General features: G+C 72.1%; 13 protein-coding genes and 1 pseudogene. 8 read left to right on the top strand and 6 right to left on the bottom strand.

What is annotated here, in order from left to right; all coding sequences use genetic code 11:
* Nucleotides 1-131 precede the first annotated feature (131 nt).
* The 4 genes and pseudogenes from ACZ6S8_RS09850 (at nucleotide 132) to ACZ6S8_RS09835 (ending at nucleotide 4,090) form a co-directional block, all read left to right on the top strand.
* Nucleotides 132-989 (top strand): M24 family metallopeptidase, encoded by an 858-nt coding sequence (locus ACZ6S8_RS09850; protein ID WP_469454117.1) that lies wholly within the window; start codon nucleotides 132-134, stop codon nucleotides 987-989.
* Nucleotides 986-2,776, top strand: coding sequence for an SDR family oxidoreductase (locus tag ACZ6S8_RS09845; RefSeq protein ID WP_469454115.1), 1,791 nt, complete (start codon nucleotides 986-988; stop codon nucleotides 2,774-2,776). The genes ACZ6S8_RS09850 and ACZ6S8_RS09845 overlap by 4 nt, the downstream gene beginning before the upstream one ends.
* Before the next feature lie 74 nt (nucleotides 2,777-2,850).
* Nucleotides 2,851-3,165, top strand: a pseudogene (locus ACZ6S8_RS09840) (metal-dependent hydrolase); the annotation flags it as partial.
* 10 nt (nucleotides 3,166-3,175) lie between these two features.
* Nucleotides 3,176-4,090, top strand: coding sequence for a MerR family transcriptional regulator (locus tag ACZ6S8_RS09835; protein WP_469454114.1), 915 nt, complete (start codon nucleotides 3,176-3,178; stop codon nucleotides 4,088-4,090).
* A 191-nt stretch (nucleotides 4,091-4,281) separates the two neighbouring features.
* On the opposite strand, the gene ACZ6S8_RS09830 is transcribed toward ACZ6S8_RS09835, so the two are convergent.
* Nucleotides 4,282-5,172: an aquaporin gene (locus ACZ6S8_RS09830; RefSeq protein WP_469454112.1), complete on the bottom strand. Its 891-nt coding sequence runs from the start codon at nucleotides 5,170-5,172 to the stop codon at nucleotides 4,282-4,284.
* 133 nt (nucleotides 5,173-5,305) lie between these two features.
* Here ACZ6S8_RS09830 and ACZ6S8_RS09825 point away from each other — a divergent pair, with 133 nt between their 5' ends.
* The 3 genes from ACZ6S8_RS09825 to ACZ6S8_RS09815 all read left to right on the top strand — a co-directional run bounded on the left by ACZ6S8_RS09825 (nucleotide 5,306) and on the right by ACZ6S8_RS09815 (nucleotide 10,908).
* Complete coding sequence (locus tag ACZ6S8_RS09825; protein WP_469454110.1) at nucleotides 5,306-5,845, top strand: RNA 2'-phosphotransferase; 540 nt, start codon at nucleotides 5,306-5,308, stop codon at nucleotides 5,843-5,845.
* Nucleotides 5,846-5,974: 129 nt separating this feature from the next.
* Nucleotides 5,975-7,861, top strand: a complete 1,887-nt coding sequence (locus ACZ6S8_RS09820; protein ID WP_469454108.1) for an HSP90 family protein — start codon at nucleotides 5,975-5,977, stop codon at nucleotides 7,859-7,861.
* Nucleotides 7,858-10,908 (top strand): tetratricopeptide repeat protein, encoded by a 3,051-nt coding sequence (locus ACZ6S8_RS09815; RefSeq protein WP_469454106.1) that lies wholly within the window; start codon nucleotides 7,858-7,860, stop codon nucleotides 10,906-10,908. The genes ACZ6S8_RS09820 and ACZ6S8_RS09815 overlap by 4 nt, the downstream gene beginning before the upstream one ends.
* A 49-nt stretch (nucleotides 10,909-10,957) precedes the next feature.
* On the opposite strand, the gene ACZ6S8_RS09810 is transcribed toward ACZ6S8_RS09815, so the two are convergent.
* Nucleotides 10,958-11,863, bottom strand: coding sequence for an LLM class flavin-dependent oxidoreductase (locus ACZ6S8_RS09810; RefSeq protein WP_469454104.1), 906 nt, complete (start codon nucleotides 11,861-11,863; stop codon nucleotides 10,958-10,960).
* A gap of 172 nt (nucleotides 11,864-12,035) precedes the next feature.
* Between ACZ6S8_RS09810 and ACZ6S8_RS09805 the strand changes: the two genes are divergently transcribed.
* Nucleotides 12,036-12,941, top strand: a complete 906-nt coding sequence (locus ACZ6S8_RS09805) for a Cof-type HAD-IIB family hydrolase (protein ID WP_469454102.1) — start codon at nucleotides 12,036-12,038, stop codon at nucleotides 12,939-12,941.
* A 76-nt stretch (nucleotides 12,942-13,017) separates the two neighbouring features.
* Here ACZ6S8_RS09805 and ACZ6S8_RS09800 read toward each other — a convergent pair whose 3' ends face one another.
* From ACZ6S8_RS09800 to ACZ6S8_RS09785, 4 genes are all read right to left on the bottom strand, one after another.
* The gene (locus ACZ6S8_RS09800) at nucleotides 13,018-14,754 is read right to left on the bottom strand and encodes a GAF domain-containing sensor histidine kinase (protein WP_469454100.1); all 1,737 of its coding nucleotides are present in this window, start codon (nucleotides 14,752-14,754) and stop codon (nucleotides 13,018-13,020) included.
* 24 nt (nucleotides 14,755-14,778) lie between these two features.
* Nucleotides 14,779-18,330 (bottom strand): thiol reductant ABC exporter subunit CydD, encoded by a 3,552-nt coding sequence (gene cydD, locus ACZ6S8_RS09795; RefSeq protein WP_469454098.1) that lies wholly within the window; start codon nucleotides 18,328-18,330, stop codon nucleotides 14,779-14,781.
* 62 nt (nucleotides 18,331-18,392) lie between these two features.
* Nucleotides 18,393-19,394, bottom strand: a complete 1,002-nt coding sequence (gene cydB / locus ACZ6S8_RS09790; protein WP_469454096.1) for a cytochrome d ubiquinol oxidase subunit II — start codon at nucleotides 19,392-19,394, stop codon at nucleotides 18,393-18,395.
* Nucleotides 19,395-19,412: 18 nt separating this feature from the next.
* The gene (locus ACZ6S8_RS09785; RefSeq protein ID WP_469454094.1) at nucleotides 19,413-20,918 is read right to left on the bottom strand and encodes a cytochrome ubiquinol oxidase subunit I; all 1,506 of its coding nucleotides are present in this window, start codon (nucleotides 20,916-20,918) and stop codon (nucleotides 19,413-19,415) included.
* Between the last annotated feature and the right edge of the window lie 121 nt (nucleotides 20,919-21,039).

Below are 21,039 nucleotides of genomic sequence, written 5' to 3'. Positions count from 1 at the left end.
CTGGAGGCTGATGTGACCCGGACAAGTTTGTCCACAGGTCCGTGCACGGGCCTTGACGTGATCTCCAGTCATTGTCACATTCATCAGTGTCAAGTTACGGGCGCGTACGGCTACAGGGACGGACTGCTGGCATGGCTGGGGACACCAAGCAACGCACCGCGCAACTCACCCCCGAACTGCGCGGGTTCAGGGAAGTGCAACGGCTCTCGTACGCGTGCGCGGAGGCCGTCGCCGCGCAGCTGCGACCCGGGGTGACCGAGCGGGAAGCCGCGCGGATGCAGCGCGAATGGCTGCGCGAGCGGGGCGTGCGGGACTGGTTCCACCTGCCCTTCGCCTGGTTCGGCGACCGCACCGCCTTCGCGAACTTCAGGATCCCGCTGCAGTTCTTCCCGACGAACCGGAGGCTGGAGCCGGGGATGCCGTTCATCCTCGACATGGCGCCGGTCTTCAAGGGCTACGCGGCCGACGTCGGCTACTCGGGCAGCCTCGGGCTGAACCCGGTCCAGGACCGACTGATGTCCGATCTGCACGCACACCGCGTGCTGATCCTGGAGCAGGTGCGCGAGCGCCGCCCCCTGCGCGAGATCTACGAGAACGTCGAGCGGCTGATGACGCGCCAGGGCTATGCCAACCGGCACCGCGCCTATCCCTTCGGCGTGATCGCGCACAAGATCGACCGGGTCAAGGAGCGGCGCTGGTCGCCCACCGCGTTCGGATTCGGCACCCAGTCCCTGAAGGGGCTGGCAGGCGACGCCCTGCACGGGCACCGTGAGGGCTGGTCCCCGCTGTGGAGCCCGTACCGCTTCTCCGACCATCCGCCGCAGCCCGGTCTGTGGGCGGTGGAGCCGCACCTGGGCTTCCGGGGCACCGGGGCGAAGTTCGAGGAGATCCTGGTGGTCACCGATTCCCGGGACCCCGGGGAAAGTGCGTTCTGGCTGGACGACGATCTGCCGCACGTGCGGCGCTGGGCTGAGGAGAAGGCGGCATGAGCGGGACGAGCGGGACAGGACCGGCGGGACTGGCAGGCGCGCGCGAGCGCCGGGTGAGCACCGGCGGCGTCGAGCTGTGCGTCGCCGAACTCGGCGAGGCGGGCCGGCCGACCGTCGTGCTGGTGCACGGCTACCCGGACAGCAAGGAGGTCTGGTCGGAGGTCGCGGAGCGGCTCGCAACGCGCTTCCACGTGGTGCTGTACGACGTACGCGGCCACGGGCGCTCCACCGCGCCGCAACCGTTGCGCGGCGGGTTCACCCTGGAGAAGCTGACGGACGACTTCCTGGCCGTCGTCGACGCGGTCAGCCCGGACCGGCCGGTGCACCTGGTCGGCCACGACTGGGGCTCCGTACAGGGCTGGGAGTTCGCGACGGTCGCCCGCACCGAGGGCCGGATCGCCTCCTTCACCTCGATGTCGGGGCCCTCCCTGGACCACTTCGGGCACTGGATCAAGAAGCGGATGGCCCGGCCCACCCCGCGCCGGGCGGCGCAGCTGCTCAGCCAGGGCGCCAAGTCCTGGTACGTGTACATGCTGCACACCCCGGTGCTCCCGGAGCTCGCCTGGCGCGGGCCGCTCGGCAAGCGCTGGCCGGCCATCCTCCAGCGCGTCGAGAAGGTCCCGGCCGGGTCCTACCCCACGGCGTCGCTGCCCACGGACGCGGCGCACGGAGCCTGGCTCTACCGCGACAACGTCCGGCCCCGGCTGCGCCGCCCGCGCGCCGACGCCTACGCGCACGTACCGGTGCAGCTGATCACCCCGACCGGGGACGCCTTCCTGTCCGAGCGGCTCTACGACGACCTGGAGCGGTGGGCCCCGGATCTGGTCCGGCGGACCCTCCCCGCCAAGCACTGGGTGCCCCGGACCCGGCCGGACCAGCTCGCCGCCTGGATCACCGACTTCGTCACCTCCCGGGAGGAGCCGGCCGCGCGGGCCCCGGAGCTGCGGGCTCCGGGCCGGTACGCGGACCGCTTCGGCGGGCAGCTCGTCCTGGTGACCGGCGCGGCCAGCGGCATCGGCCGGGCCACCGCCTTCGCGTTCGCCGAGGCGGGTGCCCGGGTCGTGGCCGTGGACCGGGACGGCGAGGGCGCGGCGCGCACGGCCGAGATGGCCCGGCTCGTCGGAGCCCCCGAGGCCTGGGGCGAATGCGTGGACGTCAGCGACGAGCAGGCGATGGAGAAGCTCGCGGCGAAGGTCGCCGCCGAGTACGGGATCGTGGACGTCCTGGTGAACAACGCCGGAATCGGACTGTCCGGAGCCTTCCTCGACACGAGCGCCGAGGACTGGAAGAAGGTCCTCGACGTCAACCTGTGGGGCGTCATTCACGGCTGCCGGATCCTCGGCCGGCAGATGGCCGAGCGTGGCCAGGGCGGACACATCGTCAACACCGCCTCCGCCGCCGCGTACCTGCCGTCGAAGACCCTTCCCGCCTACAGCACCTCGAAGGCCGCGGTATTGATGCTGTCGCAGTGCCTGCGCGCGGAGCTGGCGTCGAAGTCGATCGGCGTCTCCGCCATCTGCCCCGGCATCGTCAACACCAACATCACCGCCACCTCGCGCTTCGCCGGGGTGGACGAGACCGAGGAGAAGCGCCGCCAGGAACGCTCCTCGCGCCTGTACGGCCTGCGCAACTTCCCGCCGGAGAAGGTCGCCGACGCGATCCTGCGGGCCGTGGTCCGCAACGAGGCCGTGGTACCGGTGACCCCCGAGTCCAAGGGGGCCCTGTGGATGTCCCGCTTCGCCCCGCGCACCCTGCGGGCCATCGCGAAGCTGGAGCCCCCGCTGTGAACCCGGGCGGTGGCCCGCGCGCGGATCCGTACCCGTACCCGATCGGTCCGCGGCGGGTGGCCTTCGACTGCTGCGCGCGGCGGATCGAGGGGATGGCCGTGGTCGCGCCGGTGCTCGCCTGACTGGGGGTGTGGGGTGCCTCGTACCTCATGCGCAACGACCCCGGGACGGGCGGACGGACGCGCTGTTCGCTCGGCGGCCACCACCGGGCGGTGGCCAAGGGACTGCTGCCCGCGTGGAGAGAGCTCGGCACGGCCATACCCCGCTCCTTCCGGCGGTCGTACCATCCCTCGCAGGAGGGCTCGCTGCGCAGGGCGGTCGGGTACCTCGCGGCCTCGCCCGCCGCCCGGACCACAGCGGGTACGGTCGGCCGAGCCGCGATGTCGTAGGGAGCCGGGATTGTCCGAGCAGACGGTAGCCGAGTACCGGATCGAGGATCTGGCGCACCACAGCGGGGCCACGGTGCGCACGATCAGGGCGTACCAGGACCGCGGTCTGCTGCCGAAGCCGGAGCGGCGGGGCCGCTCCAACGTCTACCGGGACACGCACCTGGCGCGCCTGCGCCAGATCGCGGACCTGCTGGACCGCGGCTACACGCTGGCCTCCATCAAGGAACTGCTGGAGGCCTGGGACGCCGGACGCGGGCTCGGCGGCGTCCTGGGGCTGGTCGCCGAGGTGCACGGGCCGTGGACGGACGAGGAGGCGGCGCGGATATCCCGGGAGGAGCTGAACGAGCGGTTCGGCGGCAGGCCGGACGACGACGCGGTGGGCGAGGCCTGCGAGCTGGGGGTGCTGGAGCGCATCCCCGACCGGCCGGACCAGTTCCTGGTGCCCTCCCCGCAGGAGCTGGCGGTGGCCGCCGAGCTGTACGCGGCCGGCGTGCCGCTGGCGGCGATCACCGGGCACCTGCGCGAGCTGCGGGGGCAGGTGGAACACATCGCCTCGCGGTTCCTGGAGTTCACCACCGAGCACGTCTTCGCCCGCTATCTCGGCGAGGTGCCGCCCACGGACGCCGACGCGGCCGAAGCCGCCACGATGGTGCGGCGGCTGCGGCCGCTGGCCCAGCAGACGGTCGATGCCGAACTGGCGCGGGCGATGCGGCTCTTCGCGACGCGCCATCTGCAGCAGCACCTCGGGGCGCCCGGCGCTCCTCAGCAGACGGGACCGTCACCGGTGGCCCTGCCGGCCGGCACGGTGCGAGCGGTGCAGGAGCTGGTGGGCGCCGAGCACGTGGCGGAGTTCGTCCGGGCCGCGACGGAGCGGGAGCTGCAGGCCCGGACGATGAACGATCTGGCCCGCCGGGGCGAACGGTAGAGTCGGCTGCCGATCGACCGGCGGCACCGAGTGGGGCTCGGCACGCGGTGCCCGGTGCTCCGCCCGCGGCGCCCGGTACCGATCGGCCGGTAGTCCACAGGGCAATCACGCGTTTGCCGTCAAAACATGCCCAAACGGCTGTGGACAACCGGCTCTTCCTGTGGGCAACAGGGTTCCGGCTGGACCATTTCTCAACCAATGGTCTCGTACGCCACCTTGCCGGTGGCCGCACCCTCCCCCGCTCCGGTCCCGGACGGGGACTCGCCCACCGCCTCCCTCGCCACCGGGACGTCCACCACCACGTCCACCACGACGGGCGCCACGGCAATCGGCGTGACGGCGACCGGCACACCGGCGACCGGAGCCTCCTCCGCCGCGGCTACGCCCGCGCTCCCGGCACGGGTACCTCCGTACAGCAGGGCCGCGAGGGCCAGGCCGACCGCCCCGCCGAGCAACTGGGCCGCGACGAAACCCGGCAGCGACTGCGGGGCGATGCCCGTGAAGGAGTCGCTGAAGCTGCGCCCGATGGTGCCGGCCGGGTTGGCGAAGGAGCCGGACGAGGTGAACCAGATCGCGGCGGCGATGTACGCGGCGACGGCGGCCGGTACGAGCCCTGCGCGCCCGATGCGCCCGAGGCCCTGGATGACGAGGACCAGCCCGGCGGTGGCCACGACCTCGCCGACCAGCAGATGGCCGCCGTCGCGGACCTGGGTGGCGAACGCGCCCGGGGTCCGCCCGAACATGGTCTCCGCGAGGACGGCGCCGCCGATGGCCCCGGCCGTCTGGGCCGCGGCGTAGACGAGCGCCTCCCGCCCGCCGAGCCCTTCACCGCCGGTGCGCCGCGCCCACCAGGAGGTGAGGGTGACCACCGGGTTGAGGTGGGCTCCGGACAGCGGACCGAAGAGCGTGATGATCAGCCCGAGGCCGATGGCCGAGGCGAGCGAGTTGGCGATGAGGGCGACACCGGCGTCGCGACTGAGCTCGGCGGCCTGGATTCCGGAACCGACCACGACCACGAGCAGACCGGCGGTGCCGATCAGTTCGGCAGCCGCACGGCGTGGAAGAGAGGTCTGGGCTGTCATGGTTTCTCCCCTTGGACAGAGGTGTCAGCGGAAAATATATTCCGTATCTTGGAATCGTGATAGAGGGTGTCCACTCCTGTCGCCGCCGCGAAATTCACTGCCGGAGCGGCGCCCGACCGGGCACCCTGGGGCCATGGATGACAGACGCACCGTGAAGGTGTCCAAATACGTCTCGAAACACCTCCGGCACCAGCCTGAACGGATCGGACTGGTGCTCGACCCGCACGGGTGGGTGGAGATCGACGACCTGCTGCGCGCGGCCGCCGACCATCACTTCGCCATCAGCCGCGCCGAGCTCGACCACGTCGTGGCCGCCAACGACAAGCAGCGGTTCGCCGTCGAGGGCACCCGCATCCGGGCCAGCCAGGGGCACACCGTCGCCGTGGACCTGGACCTGCCGGAGGCGGAGCCGCCCGCGTACCTCTACCACGGCACCGTCGCCGCAGCCCTGGACGCGATCCGCGCCGAGGGCCTGCGCCCGATGGCCCGCCACCACGTCCACCTGTCGCCCGACCGGGAGACGGCGACCCGGGTCGGCGCACGCCGCGGTCGGCCCGTCGTGCTGAGCGTGGACGCGGGGGCGATGCGCGCGGCCGGGCACGTCTTCCGGATCAGCGCCAACGGCGTGTGGCTGGTAGAGGCCGTTCCGCCGGACTTCCTGCGTTTTCAGTAGCACTGTCCCGGAGGGAAAACACCGGGGAATTGTCAGATCATCCCCCTACTCTGTTCCCACTCCGGGATCCGTGAGGGGGGAACCTCGCGATCGCCGAACCACCCCTGAAAGCACGCGAGGTGACGCCTTATGACGTCCACGTCCCCGTCCACGCCGCCCTCCTCGTCCGAGGCCCCGCCCGCGGACCCGTCCGCGCCCCACAGCTTCCAGGTCGACCTGCGCGGTCTGGTCGACCTCCTGTCCCACCACCTCTACTCCAGTCCGCGTGTGTACGTCCGCGAGCTGCTGCAGAACGCCGTGGACGCGGTCACCGCCCGCAACGCCCTCGACCCGGAGGCGGAGGTCCGCATCCGGCTGTCGGCGTCCGAGGGGCGCGTGACCATCGAGGACAGCGGAATCGGCCTGACCTCCGACGAGGCCCACTCCCTCCTGGCCACCATCGGCCGCAGCTCCAAGCGGGGCGGCGAGCACGGACTGGAGGCCACGCGCCGGGAGTTCCTCGGCCAGTTCGGCATCGGCCTGCTCGCCTGCTTCGTCGTGGCCCGCCAGATCCGCGTCGTCACCCGGTCCGCCCGCGACCCGCAGGCCGCGCCGGTCGAATGGCTGGCCACGGACGACGGCTCCTACACCATCCGCGAGCTGCCCCGCTCCGCCCGCCCCGAGCCCGGCACCACGGTGGTCCTGGAGGCCCGGCCCGGCGCCGCCGAATGGACCGTCCCGGACAAGGTGGAGCAGCTGGCCCGCGACTACGGCTCCCTGCTGCCCTACGACATAACCTTCGACGACGGCCTCGGCGGCGAGCCCCGCCCCGTCACCGATCGCCCCGCCGTGTGGGACCGCCCCTTCCCGACCCCGGTCGCGCGCCGCGTCGCGCTTGCCGGGCACTGCGCGGGCCTCTTCGGCTTCACCCCGCTCGACACCATCGACCTCGACCTGCCGGTGGCCGGGGTGCGCGGAGTGGCGTACGTCCTGCCCGAACCGACCAGTCCCGCCCACCGGGCCGGACACCGCGTCCATCTCAAGGGCATGCTGCTGACCGACCGCGCCGACAACCTGCTGCCGGACTGGGCGTTCTTCGTCCGAGCCGTCCTCGACACGGACACGTTGCGGCCAACCGCGTCCCGCGAGAACCTCTACGACGACGAGACCCTCTCCGCCGTACGGGACGCCCTCGGCACCCGCATCCGCGGCTGGCTCGCCGAGCTCGCGGCGAGCGACCCGGAGCGCCTGGCCGCCTTCCTGCGCGTCCACCACCTCGGCGTGAAGTCCATGGCGCGCCACGACTCCGAGCTGCTCGCGCTGATGCTGCCGTGGCTGCCGTTCGAGACCAGCGACGGCTCCATGAGCCTCGTCGAGTTCACGGCCGCCCACACGGAGATCCACTTCACGCGCACCGTCGAGGAGTTCCGGCAGATCGCGCCGATCGCCGCGGCCCACGGCCTCGGCGTCATCAACGCCGGCTATACCTACGACGCGGACCTGCTGGCCCTCATGCCCTCCGTACGCCCCGCGCTCAAGGTCACCGAGCTGGACGCCGGAGCCGTCACCGAACGCCTCGACCAGGTGCCGACCTCCGCCGAACTGGCGCTGGCCCCCTTCCTGGCCACCGCGCGCACCCGCCTGGAACCCCTGGGCTGCGACGTGGTGCTGCGCGCCTTCCAGCCCGTCTCCGTGCCCGCGCTCTACCTCGACGACCGCCAGGCGCGGCAGGAGCGCGACCGGACCGCCGCACTGGAGAGCGCAGACTCGTTGTGGAGCGGCATCCTCGGGGCGCTGCGGGGCTCCGCACCCCGGGCCCGGCTGGTCCTCAACCACAACAACCCGCTGGTCCGCCGGATCTCCACCCTCCCCGACGGGGAACTGACCGGCACCGCGGTCGAGTCGCTGTACGGACAGGCCCTGCTGATGTCCCAGCGGCCGCTGCGCCCCGCCGACTCCACCCTGCTCAACCGGGCCTTCCTCGGGCTCCTGGAATGGGCGACCCACTCCACCGACGCCGCGGAGGACCAGAAGTGACGACGACCCGTGAAGAGATCGAGCAGGGGCTGGCCCAGAACCGCGAAACGCCGAACGGCTCCGCGCGCAACGCGCACGCCGAGGCCCTGGCCGGGGCAGCGGAGGCGAGCGGCGACCGGGCCCTGTTCCGCGAGACGCTCGACAACCTGATCAACGCCTACCTGTACAGCGCCGAGTCGTCGAAGATCCTGGTGCCCTTCGCCCGGCTGCTCCAGGAGTACGACAAGGACCCGGCCGCCTTCTCCGAGTGGGAGGCGCACTCGCTGTTCTGGCAGTTCAAGTGGGTGGCCTCGGCGATCTCCGACTCCCCGGACATCCCGCTGGAGTCGGCCGCCGGCTGGCTGGACGAGATGGAGCGGCGCTACCGGGTCGCGGGTTACAGCGAGCGGCCCGTGCGCGAGGCCGAACTCTGGCTCGCCCACGCGACCGGTGACGACGAACGCGCCGAGCGGGCCTTCGGACGCTGGCTGGCGGCGGAACGCGACGACATGAGCGACTGTCAGGCCTGCGAGCTCAACAGCCAGGGGCAGTACGCCGTCCTGCACGACGACGACGCCGAGGCCCTGGAGCTCTGGAAGCCGGTACTGGCGGGTGAACTGACCTGCGCGGAGGAACCGCACCGGGTCCTGGCCACCTCGCTGGTGCCGCTGCTCCGGCTCGGCCGGGCCGACGAGGCACGCTCCCACCACCTGCGCGGCTACCGCATGGCCCGCGGCAACGAGAGCCTGCTGCCGACGATCGGCAAGCACATCGAGTTCTGCGCCCTCACCGGGAACGAGTCCCGTGGCCTGGAGATCCTGGCCGAGCACGCGGTGCACGTCGGACCGCTCGCCAACGTCGACGATCAACTCGCGTTCCACGGAGGCATTCTGGTCCTGCTGCACCGGCTGGAGGAGCTGGGACACGGCGGGAGTCCCGCCGTCCCGTACGAGGGCGCCCCGCGCACGGTCTCCGAGCTGTACGCGGTCCTGTACGCGGGCTGCCTCGACATCGCCCGGCGCTTCGACACCCGCAACGGCACCGGTCGGATCTCGGACCGCTTCCTGGCGCGGATCGGGCGCGAACCGCTGCTCGGGGTACTCCCGTTGGGGGTGCGCAGCGCGGCGCTGCCGCGCGACGGGGCGGCGACCGCTCCGGCCCCCGCCCGGAAGCCGCATGCCGCCGCGTCCGAAACGGCGTCCGTCACCGCGTCCGGCTTCGAAGAGCTGGTCGATCGTGCCCGTCACGCCCGCGACCTGGGGCACCCGGGCACCGACGCGCTGTGGGCGGAGGTCGGCGTACGGCTGGACGCGCGGCCGGAGCCCGATCCCATGGTCTCGGCCGACCTGGCGGACCAGCGGGCCCTGGCGGCTGCACGGAACGGGGACGAGGACGCCCCCGGCCTCCTGACGGCGGTGCGGGACACCTACCTGGCACTGGGGCGGGCGGAGCGCGCCGCGCTGGCGGAGCTGCGGCTGGCCGGCGTGGCCGCCCGGTCCGGGGCGACGCCCGCAGAGATCCGGGCGCTGTTCCGGGTGGCGGCCCGGGCAGCGGAGGCGCTCGACCCCGCCGAACCGTCGCGGACCCGCCGGATCGCTCTGGTGGAGCTTTCGGTGATACGCGTGGAGTCCTACCTCCGCTCGCTCGATGCGCCCCACGACCACGACCACGGCCACGACGGCGCACACGACCACGGCCACGGCGAGGTCGTGGCGGAGCTGGCGGACTTCGTCGCCGCCTACGCCGGTACGGTGCCCGACCTCGCCGCGGAGGCGGAGGAGATGCTGGGCCGCCTCGCCCTGTCCCAGGGCGACCCCGACCGGGCCGTGGTGCTGCTGGCCACCGCCGCGGAGCGGGCGGTCGCGGCCGGTCGTCCCTGGCAGGCGGTGGATCCGCTGTCGCTGCGGGCGGGGGTGCTGATGTCGCTCGGCCGGCCGGAGGAGGCGGAGGCCGCCGCGCGGTCGGGCCTGGAGCACGCCTCCGAGGTCACCGACGCCGAGGCGCAGGGCGCCGTCCGGCTGACCCTCGCGGACGTCCTGCTGCGCCGCGGCGACGCGGTACGGGAGGCGGCCGAGCACGCCCTGTCCGGGGCCCACTGGTTCGACCAGGCCGGGCTCGCCGCCGACGGCGGAGCCCAGGCGCGGCTGATGCTGGCGCGGGCGTACGCGCGGGACGGCCGCACCGCCGAGGCGGCCGAGGTGCTGCAGTCGGCTCTGCCCGACCTGCTGGAGCACGGAGAGGAACAGGTCGTGTCCGGCCGGGAGTTCCTGGGCGATCTCCTGCGCGAGCTCGGCGATTCCCGTCCCGCGGCGGAGCAGTACCTGCTGGCGGCGGAGGCGGCCAAGGACTGGGAGAACCCGCGCCCCCAGGCACACCTGGCTCACTCGGCCGCGGAGGCCCTCGCCGGCGCGGGACTGGCCGCCCAGGCGACCGCCGCCTACGAGCGGGCCCTGGACCTGTACCGCCTGACCGGGGACGCTCCCGTCCCGGAGGTCCGCGTCCTGCGGTCCCTGGCCTGGCTGGGCCTGCGCGAGGAGGTCACCGACGCGGCGGTGACCCGGGCGCGCAAGCTGATGGACGGAGCCGCGGGGGTCCTGGAGACGGCCCTGGCCTCCGACCCGGACGACCGGGAACTGAGGTCGGAACTCGCCCAGACCTGGCACCAGCTCGCGCAGGTACTGGACCGCCGTGTCAGCGAGGACGCGGCGGACGACGACACGGAGGACGACGCCGTCACCGGGGAGGACACCACGGCGGACGGTTCCGCCGACCGCCCCGGGGCCGCGGAGAAGCTGGGCGACGAACGGGTCGAGGCCCTGCGCGTCGAGGAGATCGAGCTGTGGGACCGGGCCGCGGCGCTCTACGCGGAGCTCGGACCGGACCACCTGCGGGACCGGTTCCAGTGTCTGAACAACGCCGCCTGGACGGAGCAGGAGCGGGGCCGCCCCGAAGCCGGCGCCGCCCGGGTCTCGGCCCTGGTCGACGAGGTGCGCGCCTGGCCCGAGGACGCCGTGCCCGACTGGCTGCTGCCCTCGGCGGAGCACCTGATGAGGCAGTTGGCGAACTGAACCCGGCGCCGGCGCCGCTCCTCGGGAGGTGCGGCGCCGGTGGAGGAGTTCAGCCGTCCAGCTGAGCCGGGGCCTCGGTCGCGATCCGTTCGAAGACGGTCTCGTCGGCGGCGAACTCGGATCCGGGGATCGGCGCGTGGATCACCAGCTCCGTGAAGCCCAGCTCCCGGTGCCGGCCCGCGAAGTCGACGAACGCGTCCACGGACTCCAGCAGCGTGCTGCGCTCGGGCGTGAATCCGGTCAGCAGGATCCTCTCGATGGAGTCGGGCTTCCGCCCGGCCTCCGACAAGGCCTCGTCGAGCCGTCCCGCCTGCCCGCGAAGGGCCTCCAGCGACTGCTCGGGGGTCCCCTCCTCGAAGAGCTTCGGGTCTCCGGTGGTCACCCACGCCTGCCCGTACCGGGCGGCGAGCTTCAGCCCGCGGGGCCCGGTCGCGGCGACCGCGAACGGCAGCCGGGGCGACTGCACGCAGCCGGGGATGTTGCGGGCTTCCTCGGCCGAGTAGAACGCTCCGCGTTCACTGACCGCCCCCTCGGTCAGCAGTCGGTCCAGCAGTGCCACGAACTCGGCGAAGCGGTCGGCCCGTTCGCGCGAGGTCCAGGCTTCCTGCCCCAGAGCGGTCGCGTCGAAGCCGTTGCCGCCCGCACCGATGCCGAGGGTGACCCGCCCGGCGGAGACGTCGTCCAGGCTGATGAGGTCCTTGGCGAGGGTCACCGGGTGGCGGAAGTTCGGGGAGGTGACGAGCGTCCCCAGCCGGATCCGCTCGGTCACCGCGGCGGCCGCGGTCAGGGTGGGCACCGCGCCGAACCACGGAAGGTCCCGGAAGCCCCGCCAGGAGAGGTGGTCGTAGGTGTAGGCGGTGTGGAACCCGAGGCGCTCTGCCCGCTGCCACTGGTCGCGGCCGCCCTCGTGCCATCGACGTACCGGAAGGATCACCGTACTCAGACGCAGACTCATGCGATCGAGCCTACGGGGCCGGACACGACGCCCGCACGTCTCCGGCCAGTGGACCCCGCCTCGGTAGACCCGTCGTGTTTCACGTGAAACACGACCGCGGCACCGATGTTTCACGTGAAACGTCGGGCCGCCCCGGCGCGACCTTCCGATCATGGTCCGTCCGCTCGGGACCATGGGCGAAGATGGAGCCGTGACCTCGGCTCCCCAGTGCCCGGAAGGGCCCACCCCCGCACCCCGGCTGATCGCCACCGATCTCGACGGCACGCTGCTGCGCGACGACAAGTCGCTCTCGCCGCGTACCGTCGCCGCGCTCGCCGCCGCGGAGGAGGCCGGGATCGAGGTGTTCTTCGTGACCGGACGCCCGGCGCGGTGGATGGGGGTGGTCAGCGACCACGTCCACGGTCACGGACTCGCGATCTGCGCCAACGGCGCGGCGGTGGTCGACCTCCACGGGGGGCCGGAGTTCGTCCAGGTCAGGGCCCTTCCCCGGGAGGCAGCCCACTCTGTCGTAGAGGCCCTGCGGGCCGCCGCACCCGGCACGTCCTTCGCGGTCGAACTGACCACCGGCATCAACTACGAGCCCGAGTACCCGCCGTTCTTCCAGGACCCCGGTGCGAAGATCGCCACCGCCGAGAAGCTCCTGTACGAGGACACGGACGACAGCGCCGCACCCGTGCTCAAGCTGCTCGCGCACCACACCGAACTCGCCCCTGACGCGTTCCTGAAGCTGGCCCGCTCCGCCGCCGGCGCGTACGCGTCCATCACCCGCTCCAGCCCGACCTCCCTGTTGGAGATCAGCGGCCAGGGCGTCTCCAAGGCCAGCACCCTGGCCCTGTGCTGCGCCGAACGGGGTATCACCCCGGCAGAGGTCGTCGCCTTCGGCGACATGCCGAACGACGTGGAGATGCTCGGCTGGGCGGGCACCTCGTACGCCATGGGCAACGCCCACCCGGACGTGATCGCCGCCGCGTCCGGTCGTACGACCGCGAACAACGAGGACGGGGTCGCCGTCGTCATCGAGCGGATCCTCGCCGAGCGCATCGCGGCCATCGCGGCGGCGGAGCAGCAGAACGTCTGATCGCGTCACCCGGTCTGGAACGGCACACCGCTCTGGAAGGGCACACCGCTCCGGAAGGGCACATACCGGACCCGGTCTAGAGCGGGGCCTCCCACAGCAGGGTGGTGCCGCCACCGTCCTCACCGATGCCGGGGCCGTAGGAACTCGCGCCGCCCAGCGACTCCGCCCGTCGCCGGAGGTTGCGCAGACCGCTGCGGCGGCCGCCGTCCGGAATGCCCACCCCGTCGTCGGCGACCTCCAGGCGCACGCCCGGCCGCCCGTCGGCCAGCGCGATCGTGGAGTCCACGACGACTTCGATCCGGGACGCCTCCGCATGCCGGAAGGCATTGGACAGGGCCTCTCGGAGCGCCGCGATCAGGTTCTTGCCGACCAGCTCGCCGACGACGGCGTCGATCGGTCCGAGGAAACGGTGCGCGGGCTTGAAGCCCAGCGGCACCGCCGCCATGTTGATCTCCCGCAGCACCCGGGTGCGCAGCCCCGACGGCGCCTCCGCCGGGCCCTGCTGGAGCGCGAAGATCGCCGTGCGGATCTCCTGGATGGTCACGTCCAGCTCGTCCACGGCCTTGCCCACGCCGTCGCGGACCTCCGGGACGACCGACCGGCGCTGGGCTCCTTCCAGCATCATCCCGGTGGCGAACAGCCGCTGGATGACCAGGTCGTGCAGATCGCGCGCGATGCGGTCGCGGTCCTCGAACACGGCGAGCCGCTCCCGGTCGCGCTGCGCCTCGGCCATCATCAGCGCGAGCGCCGCCTGCGAGGCGAACTGCGTGGCCAGGGTCCGCTCGGCCTCGGTGAACGGCCGCTGCCCGCGGGCCCGGGGCGTCACCAGCGCCCCGAGAACCCGCCCGCCGCTGTGCAGGGGCAGCATCATGCAGGGTCCGTACTGGCTGGTCAGCTTGCTGATCATGCGCGGGTCGGCAGCCGCGTCGTCCACGAAGACGGCCTCGCCCTGGAGCAGCTTGTCCACCACCGGGCTTTCGGCCGGGATCACCACGCCGAGGGAGGTGGCCGGGTTGTCGGCGGAGACCGCGACGATCTCCATCCCACCGTCCTCGGCCGGAAGCATGACGATTCCCGCGGAGGAGTCGGCCAGGCGTCGGGCCTGCTCCGCCACCACCGCGAGGGCGTCATCCGCGTCCCCGCCGGACAGCAGTGCCGTGGTGACGGCCACCGAGCCGTCGATCCAGCGTTCGCGCTGGGTGGCGGCCTCGTACAGCCGGGCGTTGCCGATGGCGATGCCCGCCTCGGTGGCCAGCACCCGGACCATGTGGACGTCGTAGTCGTTGAACTCGCCGCCGCCGTTCTTCTCGGCGAGGTACAGATTCCCGAAGATCTCCCCCTGCACCCGGATCGGGACGCCGAGGAAGGTCTTCATGGGCGGGTGGTGCTTCGGAAAGCCGGCCGAGCGCGGATCCTTGGTGAGATCGGCGAGGTGCACCGTGTCGGGGTGGGAGATCAGTGCCCCCAGCAGGCCCCGCTTCCCGTCCGGACGGTGGCCGATCTTCCGGGCCGGCTCGGGACCGATCCCGAAGGTGACGAAGTCCGAGAGGCCCCGGCCCTCCGTGTCGACGACGCCGATCGCCGCGTAGCGGGCGTCCGCGAGCTCGGCCGCCGTCTCGCAGATGCGGTCCAGCGTGGAGTGCAGCTCGAGACCCGTGCCGACCGACCTCATCGCCTCCAGCAGTTGGGGGACCCGGGCGGTGAGCTCGGTGGACAGGCCTTGCAGACTCCTGGTGGCCTGGGTGGCGGCCTCCAGCGGGTCCGGCGTCCCGGGTGATGCGTCCGGCGATTGCTGCGACTCCTGCGCTGACATGCCCTTGAGCCTAGTTAGTCCCTTTTACTGGGGAAAGTCGGCCGGCGTCCGGTCCGCCGCACTCTCCCGTTCCAGCAGTCGCCGCAGCGGCCCGTCCTCGGCGGCCAGCTCCGCGTAACCGCCCCGCTGGACGACCTCTCCGCGGTCCAGTACGAGCACTTCGTCGACGGCCTCCAGACCGGCCAGCCGGTGCGTGATCAGTACGGTGGTGCGGCCCTCGGTCGCTGCGAGCAGGTCCGCCGTCAGCGCGTCCGCCGTCGCCAGGTCGAGGTGCTCGGCCGGCTCGTCGAGGACCAGGACGGGGAAGTCCGCGAGCAGCGCCCGGGCCAGGGCCAGGCGCTGGCGCTGGCCGCCCGAGATCCGTTCGCCGTGCTCACCGACCAGAGTGTCCAGCCCGTCCGGCAGACCGTCGGCCCACTCCAGCAGGCGCGCGGCGGCCAGTGCCTCCCGCAGCTCCTCCTCACTCGCTCCGGTCCGGGCCAGCCTCAGGTTCTCCCGTACCGAGCTGTCGAAGATGTGGGCGTCCTGGGCGCAGAGCCCCACGCGTGCCCGTACGTCGTCGCCTTCGAGCGCGCGCACGTCCGTGCCGCCCAGGGTGTACGCCCCCTCGCGGGGGTCCAGGAACCGCAGCAGCACCTGGGCGAGGGTGGTCTTGCCGGAGCCCGAGGGGCCGACCACGGCGATGCGGCGCCCGGCCTCCAGGGTCAGGTCCAGTCCGCGCAGCGCGTCCCGCTCCTGGCCGGAGTGCCGTGCGGAGAGGCCCGTCAGCCGCAGCGGGAAGGGCGAGACGGGCGGCTCGGAGGGGCGCTCCGGCTCGGCGACCGGAACCGGCGCGTCGATCACCTCGTAGACCCGCTCGGCGCTGCGGCGCACCCGCTGGCGGTACTGGACCGCCAGCGGAAGGCCGTTGACGGCTTCGAACGCCGCGAGGGGGGTGAGCACCGCGACGGCCATGGCCACCCCGGACAGCCGCCCGTCGTGGACGGCGTTCGCGGCGGCGGCCGCGGCGGCCACCACGGTGAGCCCGCAGATCAGGGCCGACAGCCCGCTGCCCAGCCCGGTCGCCGCGGCGCCGCGGGCGGCGATGCGCGTGAGGACGCCGTCGCTCTCCCGTGTCCGGCCCTTGCGCTCCTCCAGCGCCCCGGCGACGGTCAGCTCCGCGGTACCGGTGAGGAGGTCGGCCACCCGGGTGGCGAGCTCGCCCCGGGCCGGCGCGAGCAGGCGCTCGGCCCGGCGGGCGGTCGCCCCGCTGATGAGCGGCACCCCGATCCCGGCGGCGAGGAGGCCGACGGCCAGGACGGCTCCGGCCTCGGGCAGGAGCCAGGCGGTGAAGGCGACCGAGCCGGCTCCCACGAGCACCGCGGTACCGACCGGGAGGAGCCAGCGCAGCCAGTAGTCCTGCAAGGCGTCGGCGTCGGCGACCAGCCGGGCCAGCAGGTCCCCGCGCCGGTGCTCGCGCAGCCCGGCGGGCGCGATGCGCTCCAGCCGCCGGTACACCGAAACCCGCAGGTCGGCGAGCATCCGCAGCACGGCATCGTGCGAGACGAGCCGCTCGGCGTACCGGAAGACCGCCCGCCCCATCCCGAAGGCACGGGTGGCCGTGACGGCCACCATCAGGTAGAGCACGGGAGGCTGTTCGGAGGCCCGCGAGATCAGCCAGCCGGACACGGCCATCAGGCCCACGCTGCACCCGACGGCCAGAGCCCCGAGCAGGAGACCGAGCCGGAAGCGCCCCTGCCACGCCCTGGCCACCGCCCGCACCCGGCGCAGCGGGTCCGCCCCGCCCGAGTCGGTTCCGCCCCTGGCCCGCACCCGCTCGGGCGCGGTACCGAGGATCCACTCGCCGGCGTCCGGGTCGGAGACCGGCGCCCCGGTCTCCGGTCCGACCGCGATCCGGGGGGTCGCGGTCCGGGGGAGGGGCCGCGCCGGAGCGCCCCCGGCCGCCATCGGGACCACACGGTCCGCGACGGCGAGCAGCGCCGGGCGGTGCACCACCAGCAGCACGGTGCGGCCCACGGCGAGCCGGCGTACGGCGTCCACCACCGCGGCCTCGGTCTCGCCGTCCAGCGCGGCGGTCGGCTCGTCCAGCAGCAGGACGGGCCGGTCCGCCAGGAACGCCCGCGCCAGGGCCAGGCGCTGGCGCTGCCCGGCGGAGAGCCCCACGCCGCCCTCGCCGAGTGCCGTCTGTACTCCGAGGGGCAGGGTCGCCACGAACTCCGCTGCCCCGGCGTGGTGCAGCGCTTCGGCCACATCGGCTTCGGAGGCCTCGGGGCGGGCCAGCCGTACGTTCTCGGCGATCGTTCCCGCGAACAGGTGCGGGCGCTGCGGCACCCAGGCGATCCGCTCGCGCCACTGGGGGCGCGACAGCTCGGCCAGGTCGACGCCCGCGACCCGGACCCGGCCGGCGGTGGGTTCCACGAAGCCCAGCAGGACCTGGAGGAGCGTGGACTTCCCCGCCCCGCTCGGGCCGGTGAGGGCGACGACCTCGCCCGGCCCGACGGTCAGGGAGACCGGGCCGGGGGAATCCTCGCCGCGACCCTCGTACCGGACGGCGACCGCGTCGATCTCGATCCGCAGGGGGGCACCGGCGGGCAGGAGGGCCCCGCCGCCCGGGTGCGCGTCGGGCGTCTCCAGGACGTCGAAGATCTGCTCCGCGGCTGCCAGGCCCTCCGCGGCCGCGTGGTACTGGGCACCCACCTGGCGCAGCGGGAGGTAGGCCTCGGGGGCCAGGATCAGGATGACCAGGCCGGTGTAGAGGTCGAGCTCGCCGTGGACCAGTCGCATGCCGATGGTCACGGCCACCAGAGCCACCGACAGGGTGGCGAGCAGTTCCAGTGCGAAGGAGGAGAGGAAGGCGATGCGCAGGGTCCGCATCGTCGCGCGCCGGTAGTCGTCGGTGATCGCGCGGATCGATTCGGCCTGCGCCTTCGCCCGGCCGAACACCTTCAGGGTCGGCAGCCCGGCCACCACGTCGAGGAAGTGCCCCGACAGCCGGGAGAGCATCCGCCACTGGCGGTCCATCCGGGACTGGGTGGCCATGCCGATGAGGATCATGAACAGAGGGATCAGCGGGAGCGTGACCACGATGATGGCGGCCGAGACCCAGTCCTCGGTGACGATCCGGGCCAGCACCGCCACCGGCACCACCACCGCGAGCCCGAGCTGGGGCAGGTAGCGCGAGAAGTAGTCGTCGAGGGCGTCCACGCCCCGGGTGGCCAGCGCCACCAGCGAGCCCGTCCGCTGCTTGTCGATCCGGCCGGGCCCCAGGTCGGCGGCCCGTTCCAGCAGCCGCCCCCGCAGTTCCGATTTGACCGCCGCACCCGCCCGGTGCGCGGCCAGCTCGGTCAGCCAGGCCACCAGGGCCCGCCCGAGGGCCACCGCCGCCAGGAGCAGCAGCGGGGTCCTGAGCGCCGCTCCGTCCAGACCGTCCTCGAAGGCGCCGACCACGATCTCGGCCATCAGCATCGCCTGGCCGACGACCAGCCCCGCCCCGGCCAGGCCCAGGACCACCACCGCCCCGAGGAAGAGGCGGGTGGAACGGGCGTACCGGAGCAGGCGCGGGTCGATCGGTTTCACGTGAAACATCCCCCAGGGCAGGGTCAGTCAGGCAGGTGGGCCGGAGCCGGGCTCCGAGGTGCTCAGTGCACGTCGACGATGTGCTGGGTGCCGATCCGCTTGCGGAACACCCAGTACGTCCAGCCCTGGTAGAGCAGGACGAGCGGAGTGGCCACGCCCGCACACCAGGTCATGATCTTCAGGGTGTACGCGCTGGACGAGGCGTTGGTGACCGTCAGGTTCCAGGCCTCGTTCAGCGACGACGGCATGACGTTCGGGAAGAGGGTCAGGAAGAGCATCGCCACGGCCGCCGCGATGGTGATGCCGGACAGGGCGAACGACCACCCCTCGCGGCCCGCCAGGTTGAGGCCCAGGGCCCCGAGCAGGGCCAGCACCGCGACGGCCATCGCGATCAGGCTCTTGCCGTCACCCCGCGAGACCTGGGTCCAGATCAGGAAGACCAGGGCCAGCACGGCGGTGACCGCTCCCAGCCTCGTGGCCAGCCGACGCGAGCGGACCCGGATGTCACCGACCGTCTTCAGCGACGTGAAGACCGCGCCGTGGAAGGTGAACAGGGTGAGCGTGACCAGACCGCCGAGGATCGAGTACACGTTGAGCAGGTCGAGGAAGGTACCGACGTACTCCTTGTTCTCGTCGATCTTCACGCCCCGCACGATGTTGGCGAACGCCACGCCCCAGAGGAACGCGGGGATCAGCGAGGTCCAGAAGATCGCGTGCTCCCAGTTGGTCTGCCACTTGTCCTCGGGGCGCTTGTGCCGGTACTCGAAGGCGACGCCGCGGATGATGAGGCAGACCAGGATGAGCAGCAGCGGCAGGTAGAACCCGGAGAAGAGGGTGGCGTACCAGTCGGGGAAGGCGGCGAAGGTCGCGCCGCCGGCGGTCAGCAGCCAGACCTCGTTGCCGTCCCACACGGGCCCGATCGTGTTGATCAGGACCCTCTTCTCCGTCCGATCGCGGGCGAGCAGCTTGGTCAGGACACCGACTCCGAAGTCGAAGCCCTCCAGGAAGAAGTAGCCGATCCACAGGACGGCGATGAGCACGAACCAGACGTCGTGGAGTTGCATGATGTGGACTCCTCAGCCTCAGTACGAGAAGGCCATCGGCCGGTCGGGGTTCTTGTCGTCCCCACCGATCTTGGTGGGCGGGTTGAGATCGGCCTCGGTGAGTTCGGGCGGGCCTGCCTTGACGTACTTGACGAGGAGCTTGACCTCGATGACCGCCAGCACGGCGTACAGGAGGGTGAAGCCGATCATCGAGGTGAGGACCTCACCCTGCGAGACGTTCGGCGAGACGGCGTCCCGGGTGCGCAGGACCCCGTAGACCACCCACGGCTGGCGGCCCATCTCGGTGAAGATCCAGCCCCAGGAATTGGCGATGAGCGGGAAGCCCATCGTCCAGAGGGCGACGACCCAGTACAGGTTGGCGAAGCGGGGGCTCAGGGCCTTCCTGAAGAGGACCAGGTGAGGGACCTCGTCCTCACCGGTGCGCAGGCCCGGCGGCAGCAGGAACTTCTTGCGGGTCAGCCACAGTCCCAGCGCTCCGATGCCGAGGGAGGCCATGCCGAAACCGATCATCCAGCGGAAGCCCCAGTAGGCGACCGGGATGTTCGGCCGGTAGTCGCCGGGCCCGAACTTCTCCTGCTGCGCCTTGTTGACGTCGTTGATGCCGGGGACGAAGGAGGTGAAGTCGTCGTTGGCCAGGAACGACAGGAGGCCGGGGATCTCGATGGCGACCTTGTTGTGGCCCTTGTCCACGTCTCCGTACGCGAAGACCGAGAAGGGTGCGGGCGCCTCTCCGTCCCAGAGCGCCTCGGCGGCGGCCATCTTCATCGGCTGCTGCTTGTACATGACCTTGCCGAGCAGGTCACCGCTGATGGCGGTGCCCATACCGGCGATGATCATGACGATCAGACCGAGCCGCAGCGAGGAGCGCATCACCGGGACGTGCTTCTTGCGGGCCAGGTGGAAGGCGGCGATGCCGGCCATGAACGCACCGCCGACCAGGAACGCGGCCGTGATGGTGTGGAAGAACTGGGTGAGCGCGGTGTTCTGGGTGAGCACCAGCCAGAAGTCGGTGAGCTCGGCCCGGCCCCGCTCCTCGTTGATGCGGTACCCGACCGGGTGCTGCATCCACGAATTGGCCGCCAGGATGAAGTAGGCGGACAGGATGGTGCCGATGGACACCATCCAGATGCAGGCGAGGTGGATCTTCTTCGGCAGCTTGTCCCAGCCGAAGATCCACAGACCGATGAAGGTCGACTCGAAGAAGAAGGCGATCAGCGCCTCGAAGGCCAGTGGAGCCCCGAAGATGTCACCGACGAACCGCGAGTAGTCGGACCAGTTCATGCCGAACTGGAACTCCTGGACGATGCCGGTGACGACACCCATCGCGATGTTGATCAAGAAGAGCTTGCCCCAGAACTTCGTGGCTCTGAGGTACTTCTCCTTCTCGGATCGCACCCATGCGGTCTGCAGGCCGGCCGTGAGCGCGGCGAGCGAGATCGTCAACGGGACGAAGAGGAAGTGATAGACGGTGGTGATGCCGAACTGCCATCGCGCCAGGGTTTCCGGCGCCAGAGCGAGGTCCACGTCATCTCCTTCGGCCGTGGGGGACAGCGGCATTTGCCTGGTGCATCCCACTCAACTCGGGAGGAAGCGGGACACGCTTGTGAACGCGTTCACATTCACAAGCATTATGTCCTACTGCATT

This window comes from Streptomyces sp. NPDC048461 (assembly GCF_055587105.1).
Note: the sequence above shows the minus strand (reverse complement) of the source record. Positions and strands in the feature narration are given on the sequence as shown.

Excerpts from the sequence above, each read along its gene's own strand:
- ACZ6S8_RS09800 (WP_469454100.1), bottom strand. The coding sequence starts at position 14,754 with ATGTCAGCGCAGGAGTCGCAGCAATCGCCGGACGCATCACCCGGGACG.
- ACZ6S8_RS09820 (WP_469454108.1), top strand. The coding sequence starts at position 5,975 with ATGACGTCCACGTCCCCGTCCACGCCGCCCTCCTCGTCCGAGGCCCCG.
- ACZ6S8_RS09805 (WP_469454102.1), top strand. The coding sequence starts at position 12,036 with ATGGGCGAAGATGGAGCCGTGACCTCGGCTCCCCAGTGCCCGGAAGGG.
- ACZ6S8_RS09825 (WP_469454110.1), top strand. The coding sequence starts at position 5,306 with ATGGATGACAGACGCACCGTGAAGGTGTCCAAATACGTCTCGAAACAC.
- ACZ6S8_RS09845 (WP_469454115.1), top strand. The coding sequence starts at position 986 with ATGAGCGGGACGAGCGGGACAGGACCGGCGGGACTGGCAGGCGCGCGC.
- ACZ6S8_RS09850 (WP_469454117.1), top strand. The coding sequence starts at position 132 with ATGGCTGGGGACACCAAGCAACGCACCGCGCAACTCACCCCCGAACTG.
- ACZ6S8_RS09810 (WP_469454104.1), bottom strand. The coding sequence starts at position 11,863 with ATGAGTCTGCGTCTGAGTACGGTGATCCTTCCGGTACGTCGATGGCAC.
- ACZ6S8_RS09830 (WP_469454112.1), bottom strand. The coding sequence starts at position 5,172 with ATGACAGCCCAGACCTCTCTTCCACGCCGTGCGGCTGCCGAACTGATC.
- cydB (WP_469454096.1), bottom strand. The coding sequence starts at position 19,394 with ATGCAACTCCACGACGTCTGGTTCGTGCTCATCGCCGTCCTGTGGATC.